The 8,087-nt window shown below is 64.4% G+C and carries 8 protein-coding genes; 2 read left to right on the top strand and 6 right to left on the bottom strand.

Going from position 1 to position 8,087, the window contains the following annotated elements; genetic code table 11:
- A partial coding sequence (gene glmS / locus RMN95_RS04000; protein ID WP_309615667.1) for a glutamine--fructose-6-phosphate transaminase (isomerizing) occupies positions 1 to 1,448 on the bottom strand: 1,448 nt, incomplete at its 3' end.
- A 56-nt stretch (positions 1,449 to 1,504) separates the two neighbouring features.
- Here glmS and coaA point away from each other — a divergent pair.
- Entirely contained in the window at positions 1,505 to 2,452 is a 948-nt protein-coding gene (coaA, locus tag RMN95_RS03995; RefSeq protein ID WP_309615666.1) for a type I pantothenate kinase, read from the top strand.
- Positions 2,453 to 2,499: 47 nt separating this feature from the next.
- On the opposite strand, the gene RMN95_RS03990 is transcribed toward coaA, so the two are convergent.
- The 5 genes from RMN95_RS03990 to RMN95_RS03970 all read right to left on the bottom strand — a co-directional run bounded on the left by RMN95_RS03990 (position 2,500) and on the right by RMN95_RS03970 (position 6,782).
- A complete protein-coding gene (locus RMN95_RS03990) occupies positions 2,500 to 3,102 on the bottom strand; it encodes a fasciclin domain-containing protein (RefSeq protein ID WP_309615665.1) in 603 nt (200 codons plus the stop codon).
- 167 nt (positions 3,103 to 3,269) lie between these two features.
- Positions 3,270 to 4,631 carry a phosphoglucosamine mutase gene (gene glmM, locus RMN95_RS03985; protein WP_309615664.1) on the bottom strand — a complete coding sequence of 454 codons (1,362 nt, stop codon included), beginning with the start codon at positions 4,629 to 4,631 and terminating at the stop codon, positions 3,270 to 3,272.
- 22 nt (positions 4,632 to 4,653) lie between these two features.
- Positions 4,654 to 5,169 (bottom strand): 30S ribosomal protein S9, encoded by a 516-nt coding sequence (rpsI, locus tag RMN95_RS03980; RefSeq protein ID WP_309615663.1) that lies wholly within the window; start codon positions 5,167 to 5,169, stop codon positions 4,654 to 4,656.
- Positions 5,170 to 5,208: 39 nt separating this feature from the next.
- Complete coding sequence (rplM, locus tag RMN95_RS03975; RefSeq protein WP_199281177.1) at positions 5,209 to 5,655, bottom strand: 50S ribosomal protein L13; 447 nt, start codon at positions 5,653 to 5,655, stop codon at positions 5,209 to 5,211.
- Positions 5,656 to 5,855: 200 nt separating this feature from the next.
- Complete coding sequence (locus RMN95_RS03970) at positions 5,856 to 6,782, bottom strand: tRNA pseudouridine synthase A (protein ID WP_309615662.1); 927 nt, start codon at positions 6,780 to 6,782, stop codon at positions 5,856 to 5,858.
- A 17-nt stretch (positions 6,783 to 6,799) separates the two neighbouring features.
- Here RMN95_RS03970 and RMN95_RS03965 point away from each other — a divergent pair, with 17 nt between their 5' ends.
- On the top strand, positions 6,800 to 7,840 hold the full coding sequence (locus tag RMN95_RS03965) for an ATP-dependent DNA ligase (RefSeq protein ID WP_309615661.1): 1,041 nt from the start codon (positions 6,800 to 6,802) through the stop codon (positions 7,838 to 7,840).
- Positions 7,841 to 8,087: the final 247 nt, after the last annotated feature.

The following is an 8,087-nucleotide window of genomic DNA, read 5'->3' as shown; positions in this document are numbered from 1 at the left end:
ACCGGGTATCCCACGTTACGGCCGAGAAAGAGCACGGACTGGGTGTCGGTCATCCAGTGCGCCAGCTGGCCGATTTCGGCTTGCGACACACTCAGCACCTCCGAGATCTTGTCGGGTATGGCCTGCAACTCCACCACATGCTCGCGGATTTGCTCGTCGGTTTGAGTGCCGCGTACCTTCGCCAGGTGCAGGCCGACAAGGTAGAGCGCGGTGACCTGGGCGAGAAATGCCTTGGTTGACGCGACCGCGACCTCGGGACCGGCGTGCGTATAGACGACCGCGTGGGATTCGCGCGGAATGGTCGCACCCTGGGTGTTGCAGATCGAGAGCACCCGGGCTCCCGCCTTCGTCGCGTGCTGCACGGCCATGAGGGTGTCCATGGTCTCGCCGGACTGGCTGATCGAGATCACCAGAGTTCGATCGGTGATGATGGGATTGCGGTAGCGGAACTCGTGCGACAGTTCGACATCCACGGGAATTCGAGACCACTGCTCGATCGCATACTTGCCGAGCATTCCCGCGTAGGCGGCGGTACCGCAGGCCACGATGACGATGCGGTCGATTCCGGCGAGGGCAACGTCACCGATCGGGTCGAGCTCCTTAAGAGCGATAAGGCCATCGTGCACGCGCCCCAGGATGGTGTTGGCCACAGCCTCGGGTTCTTCGCTGATCTCCTTCGCCATGAAGCTCGACCAACCGCCCTTCTCCGACGCGGAAGCATCCCAGGCGATATCGAACTCCTCGGCCTCCACGGCGGTTCCGTCGAAGTCGGTAATCAGCACCGAATCGGGGCGGATGGTGACCATCTGATCCTGGCCGATCGCCACGGCGCGACGCGTGAATTCGACGAAGGCAGCGACATCCGAACCCAGGAAGTTCTCCCCATTTCCAAGCCCGATCACCAGCGGAGAGTTTCGGCGAGCGCCCACCACGACACCCGGCTCGTTCTCGTGCATGACGAGAAGCGTGAAGGCCCCTTCGAGTCGCGCGACCACGTGACGCAGCGCGACGGTGAGGTCACCGACACTGTCGTATTCGCGACCGACGAGCAGCGCAGCTACCTCGGTGTCCGTCTCGCTGGTGAAGGTGGCACCGGTAGCCTCGAGCTCCCGCTTGAGCTCAGCGAAGTTCTCGATGATGCCGTTGTGGATCAAAGCCAGCTTGCCGTCGGAGGAGAGATGTGGATGCGCGTTGCGGTCGGTGGGGCCACCGTGCGTCGCCCAGCGCGTATGCCCGATCCCCGTGGCTCCGTTCGCGAGCGGCTGGTCTTCGAGGTTGTCGAGCAGCACCTGCAGCTTGCCTGCCCGCTTGCGAGTGCCGATGTGACCGGCCTCGTCAATGACGGCGATGCCTGCCGAGTCGTATCCCCGGTATTCGAGTCGCTTCAGGCCGCCGAGCAGCACCTCGACGCTCTTATTGCCTCCGACATAACCCACGATTCCGCACATGAGATCTGATTTTAGTTGCCCGGGCCCGGTATCGACGCACCGGTAGGCTTGGGCGGATGTCAGAGCTAGCCAGTCATAACGGCCACGTCTCGCCGTTTATCGAGCTAGGGCGCCATGACTGGGCCGCGCTGGCACCCACGATGAGGGCTCCCTTGAGCCGCACCGAGATCATCGAACTTCGCGGGCTTGGGGATGAGCTCGACCTCGTTGAGGTCGAGGAGGTGTACCTGCCGCTCAGCCGGTTACTGAGCCTGTATGCGGAGGGCGCCCAAAAACTTCACGCGGCAACATCCGATTTCATTGGCGAGAAATCCGCGCACACACCCTTTGTTATCGGGGTCGCGGGGTCGGTGGCGGTGGGCAAATCGACGATCGCCAGGCTACTGCGCGAGCTTCTCACACGGTGGGAAGGAACCCCGAGGGTCGAACTCGTCACGACAGACGGATTCCTGCTGCCCAACGCCGAGCTGGAGCGCCGTGGGTTGATGGAGCGCAAGGGATTCCCGGAGTCGTACGACCGCAGGGCGCTGCTGCGCTTCGTCAGCAAGGTCAAAAGCGGGGCGCGCCAGGTACGAGCACCCTTCTACTCCCATCTCGCCTACGACATCGTGCGCGATGCCGAAATCGTCGTCAACGCACCCGACGTCCTCATCGTCGAAGGGCTCAACGTGCTGCAGCCGCCCGCCGCTGGCCGCAGCCTCGCCGTCAGCGACCTCTTCGACTTCTCTGTCTATGTGGATGCCCGCTCCACCGACATCGCGCGGTGGTACGAGGAGCGTTTCCTCCGTCTGCAACGCGGCGCCTTCACCAACCCGCAGTCGTTCTTCCACCGGTTCGCGTCGCTGAGCGAGGATGAAGCGCGCGCCCGAGCCCGCGGGATCTGGGCCAGTATCAATGCACCCAACCTCGAGCAGAACATCCTGCCGACCCGGCCACGGGCATCCCTCGTGCTGCGAAAGGGCGCGAACCACGCCGTATCCAGCGTGCTACTGCGCAAAACGTAAGGCCCGCTACATCCGGTCAGGACGCTACGGGCCTCACGCCTCATTGACTAGATCGTCGCTGGCAGCAGCACTCGATCGATGGTGTGGATAACGCCGTTCGAGGCACCGATGTTGATCCCTGACAGAACGAGCTTCGGGTCGGTGAACGCAGGGTTCTGATCGCGCAGCGTCAGGAAACGCGGACGGATCTGGCTGCCGTTCGCCATCGTGATGGAGCGCGAAAACAGCACGGCAATCGGGCCGAGTTTCTTGCCAGCCACCACGTGACCCAGCAGGATGTTCGAGATCTGTGCGGCGGTCAGCGCGGTTGTGATGGTGGTGAGCGCGTCCGCTTCGCTTGCCGGATGGGTTCCGGTGAGATCCTCGACGAGGCGGAGGAACGCACGGTCGTTCGGCGCGAAGACCGTGAAGGTCGCACTCGTGTCGGCCAGCACCGGGACGAGACCCGTCGCGGTCAGCGCCTGCACCAGCAGGTCGTAGTCGCGGGGGTTGGCATCAGGGGTGCCACCGCCGGATGCGGCAACCGCCACATCGACGATGGAGCCCGGGGCCGTAGCCGCGGTGGGCAGAGGAGAAGCCGACGCCGGGGCGACTGCTGTGAGAACGAGGGCTCCTGCGATGAGAGCCGATACCATGACGCGATTGTTCACTGTGTACTCCTTTGTAATGCCCCGTAGGGCGTAGTGGACCTTCCTGTCTAGTGGTTCTCTTTGAGACGGTCGTTTGGATGCACAACACGCCGATATCGACGAAAATAGTTGCCAGCACCGAATTTACTCAGTCCCGGGCGCAGCCCGTGCGTCAGGCCTGACGTGTCTCAGACCGCGAGGCGCTCCCGCACGACCTCGACCAGGGATGCGGCGGTCCGCTCGGCGACGTCGTGGCGCTCGGCTTCGACCATGACGCGGACCATCGGCTCGGTGCCCGACGGGCGAAGCAGAACCCGGCCAGTCTCGCCCAGTTCGGCCTGTGCCGATGCGACCGCCGCGGCGATGAACGTGTCCAAGGCCAGCGCATGGTGGTCGACCCCACGCACGTTGACCAGCACCTGCGGATAGACCGTCATGGCCGAGGCCAGTTCGGCGATCGACTTGCCCGTGCGCGCCATCTCGGCAGCGAGGTGCAGGCCCGTCAGGATCCCGTCACCGGTGGTCGCAAATTTTGTCATGATGACGTGCCCGGATTGCTCACCACCGAGCGACAGGGACTGTGCCGCCAGGGCCTCGAGCACATAGCGATCGCCTACGGCAGTTTCAATCATCCGGATGTCGTGGGCGGCCATGGCACGCCGCAACCCCAGGTTGCTCATCACGGTGGCCACCAGCGTGCGTTCGTGCAGCACTCCGCGCTCGGCCATGGAGAGCGCCAGGATTGCCATGATCTGATCGCCGTCGATCGTGTTGCCCGCGGCATCCACTGCGAGACACCGATCGGCATCCCCGTCGTGGGCGATGCCGATATCGGCACCGTGCGCAAGCACGGCAGCCGCTAGCGGACCGAGATGGGTCGACCCGACACCGTCATTGATGTTGATGCCGTCGGGATCCGCGCCGATCACCGTAACCTGCGCCCCGGCATCGGTGAACACCTGTGGTGAGACGCCCGCCGCTGCACCGTGCGCGCAATCGAGGACGACATGGATGCCATCCAGTCGATGCGGGAGGGTGGACAGCAGGTGCACGAGGTAGCGATCCTCCGCGTCGGCGAAGCGCCGGATGCGACCAACGTCGCCGCCCTTGGGAGCGAGCTTGGGCTCGTCGAGCATCGCCTCGATGCGATCCTCAACCTCATCGGGCAGCTTGGTGCCGCCTGCCGCGAAGAACTTGATGCCGTTATCGGGCGCTGGATTATGGGATGCCGAGACCATGACCCCGAGATCGGCCTTGAAGTCTGCCACCAGATACGCCAGCGCCGGGGTGGGAACCACGCCGGCGTCAAACACATCGACGCCCGAACTCGCCAGCCCCGCCGCGACAGCGGCGGAAATAAACTCCCCAGAAACACGGGGATCACGAGCGATGACGGCAACCGGCCGACGACCCGAGGCGCGACGGCCGTCGGCGACCCTGCCCTTACCCAGTACGACAGCAGCCGCCTGGGCGAGGTTGAGGGAAAGGTCGACGGTCAGCGCGCCATTCGCGAGCCCGCGAACGCCATCCGTACCAAAGAGCCTGGGCATGCCTGCTTTTGTGCGAAGCGCGTTAGCGCTTCGAGAACTGAGGAGCCTTGCGGGCCTTCTTGAGTCCGGCCTTCTTGCGCTCCTTGACGCGAGCGTCGCGGCTCAGGAAGCCCGCCTTCTTCAGCGCGGCGCGGTTGTTCTCCTCGTCGATCTGGTTCAGCGATCGCGCGATGCCGAGGCGAAGCGCGCCGGCCTGGCCGGAGGGGCCACCGCCCGTGATCTTCGCAATGACGTCGTAGCTGCCGAGCAGGTCGAGGATCTTGAACGGGTCGTTGATCAGCTGCTGGTGCAGCTTATTCGGGAAGTACTCGGCGAGCTCACGGCCGTTGACCGTGATGGTTCCGGCCCCGGGGATGAGGCGCACGCGGGCGATGGCCTGCTTGCGTCGTCCGACGGCCGCTCCCGGTACGTTCAGGACCGCTCGGGGTGCCTTGGGGGCTTCCTCTGCGGGTGTCTCGGTTGAGTAGTCGCCGGTGGGCGTCTCGGTCGTGTAGCTCTCGGGGGCTGACTCGGCGACGGAGTCTTCGATCTTGGCCAATTTATAAGTCCTTAGTTCTGTGCGTGAGAAGCGCGGGCGCTACTGGGCGACCTGGGAAAGGGTGTACGGCGTGGGCTGCTGCGCTGCGTGAGGGTGCTCGGCGCCTGCGTAGACCTTGAGTTTCGTGAGCTGTGCGCGTCCGATCGAGTTCTTCGGGAGCATCCCGCGCACCGCTTTCTCGACGGCGCGTGTGGGGTGCTTTGCCACCATCTCGGAATATGTGGTCACCGTCAGCCCGCCCGGGTAGCCGGAATGACTGAAGTAGTTCTTGTTCGCCAGCTTGGAGCCGGTGAGAGCCACCTTCTCCGCATTGATGACGATGACGAAGTCACCCATGTCCATATGAGGGGCGAAAGTGGCCTTGTGCTTTCCGCGCAGCAGGACGGCCACGTGGGTCGCAAGACGGCCCAGAACGATGTCTGTCGCGTCGATGATGACCCAGTCGCGCTGGACGTCTTCGGGCTTTGGTGAAAATGTACGCGTCACAATAGTGCTGCTTTCATTGATCGATTGAGGTGTTCGTGAATCCCGCTCCGTGGCCGGTTCTGTGACGATGTCGCAGAACGCAGCCGTGTGTTTTGCAACACTGTGTTCTGCAACGCCGTGTTTTGCAACACCGTGTGTGAGAACACTGGAGGGCTCATGATCGGATGCCGGGCACGTGGCTCAGACACCAAGGGTTGAGTCTAGGCGGTCGACGGTGCAGTGGTCAAACCGCCGTCGCGCTCCACGCCGCGGCGAGCGCGGGTCTGCTCGGCGCGAGCTCCGACCTCGGCGTCATCCGGATACCCCACCTCGGTAAGCGTGAGGCCTGCTGCCGGCATCACCTTGAACTCACTCGTGCGCAGGGCCTCGTTCCGGATGCCCAGCAGTCGGTCTCCGAGAAGCTTCGTCTCCCCCACCGACACCACAGATCCCACGAGCGCGCGGACCATGCTGTGGCAAAATGCATCGGCCTGCAGCCTCGCGATGAGAACGCCGGTCTCGTCCCTGTGCCAGTGGAACTCCTGGAGCTCGCGAATCGTGGTGGCTCCCTCCCGCGGCCGACAGTATGCGGCCCAATCGTGAAGCCCAAGCAGTTGCCCTGCCGCGGTGTTCATCGCGTCGAGGTCGAGCGCCGCCGGATACCAGAGTGTGTGGTGCCGAAGCAGCGGATCACGGCGGGCCGAGGCATCCGCGATTCGATACTCGTAGCGTCGGAAGATCGGCGAAAACCGGGCATCGAACCCCGGCGGCGCGACGCTCACCCTGGCAACGTATACGTCGCTCTTGAGCCCGGCAATGCCGTTGAGCCGCTTCGCAAGGGCGAGGGTAGGCTCCTGGGCTTTGGCTCCCCGGCCGTGAGGCACCGCGAGATGCGCGAGCTGGGCCGCCGTGAGGTCGAGGTGGGCGACCTGGCCGGTGGCGTGCACCCCCGCGTCGGTACGTCCGGCGACCGCGAGAATCGGAGGTGGCCCGAAACGTCTGAACACCGTGGCGAGGGCGGCTTCGAGTTCACCCTGCACCGTCCGGATTCCGGGCTGCTTGGCCCACCCCGTGAAGTCCGTGCCGTCGTAGGCAATCGACAGGCGCAGGCGCGACGTGAGGTTGGGGGGTTCTAACTGCGCGGCCACTGTGCGATTGTAGGCGAATGCACCTTCCCGAGGGATTTCCCGTGGCCCCGATGCTCGCAAAAGCGGTGGCAGGCATCCCTGACACCGCGGGGCTGAGCTACGAGCCGAAGTGGGATGGCTTCCGCGCCATCGCCTACGTTGACGGCGCTGACGTCGAACTCGATAGCCGGGGCTCCAAGCCTCTGACTCGATACTTCCCCGAACTGGTTGCCGAATTCACCCGACAGCTCCCGGTATCGTGCGTCATCGACGGCGAGATCGTGGTGCGGCAGGGCCCGGTGGGCAGCGAGTACCTCGACTGGGATGCGCTCTCGCAGCGGATACACCCGGCTCAGAGCCGCATCCTGCGGCTGGCGGAAGAGACTCCGGCAGATTTCGTGGCGTTCGACCTTCTGTATCTGAATGATCGTTCGCTGAAAGACGATCCGTTCGAATCGCGTCGGGCCGCGCTCGAGGCGCTGTTCGAGAAGATCGAGGCTCCGCTTCACGTCACGAGAGCAACGCGGGACGCCTCACTCGCCGGGCGCTGGCTCGACCAGTTCGAGGGCGCCGGTCTCGACGGCGTGGTGTCCAAGCCGCTTGCGGCGCCCTATACGCCGGGCAAACGCACGATGCTGAAGACCAAGCATGTTCGCACCGCAGATGTGGTGGTGCTCGGGTACCGCATCCATTCGTCGGGTGAGGGTGTGGGCTCTCTGCTGGTCGGGTTGCACGACGCCGCGGGAGAGTTGCAATCTGTCGGCGGGATCGCCGCGTTCTCGAATGAACGGCGGCGGGCGCTCATCGGCGAGCTCGATCACCTCGTGCAGCGCGATAGCAGCGGCACGGCGGTGGCTGGCGAATCCGATCGCAGCCGCTTCTCGGGCTCGCGCGACACCTCATTCGTGCGACTACGCCCCGAGTTGGTTGTGGAGGTTCGATACGACCACATGGAGGGTGCCCGTTTTCGGCACACTGTGCAGTTCGAGCGCTGGCGCCCCGACCGCGACGCGGCGTCGTGCATGTTCGACCAGTTGGAGCGGCCTGTCGCCTACGACCTGGGATCCGTGCTCGGCTGAGCTATCCGGACCGGTAGCGTGGCCCACTTCGGTGTCGGCCACGTTGATAACTCCTGCACTTCGGGGTGCGCCTCGCGTCCGACACCCGGAAACACCCCGGGATTCCGGGTGTTATGTCTCAGGACATCGGTGACAGTTCTGCCTCAGGACATCGGTGACGGTTTGGCGCGTTTTGGTGGTGACACTTTCCGCGGATTGTTGGGGGATGAGCCATGTTGAGCCTGTTGAAGCCCGTGTCCGTCTCGCG

The sequence above is a fragment of the Salinibacterium sp. genome (assembly GCF_031364185.1).
Lineage (GTDB): Bacteria > Actinomycetota > Actinomycetes > Actinomycetales > Microbacteriaceae > Rhodoglobus.
The sequence above is the reverse complement of the archived record's forward strand: the minus strand, read 5'-3'. Positions and strand labels throughout refer to the sequence as shown.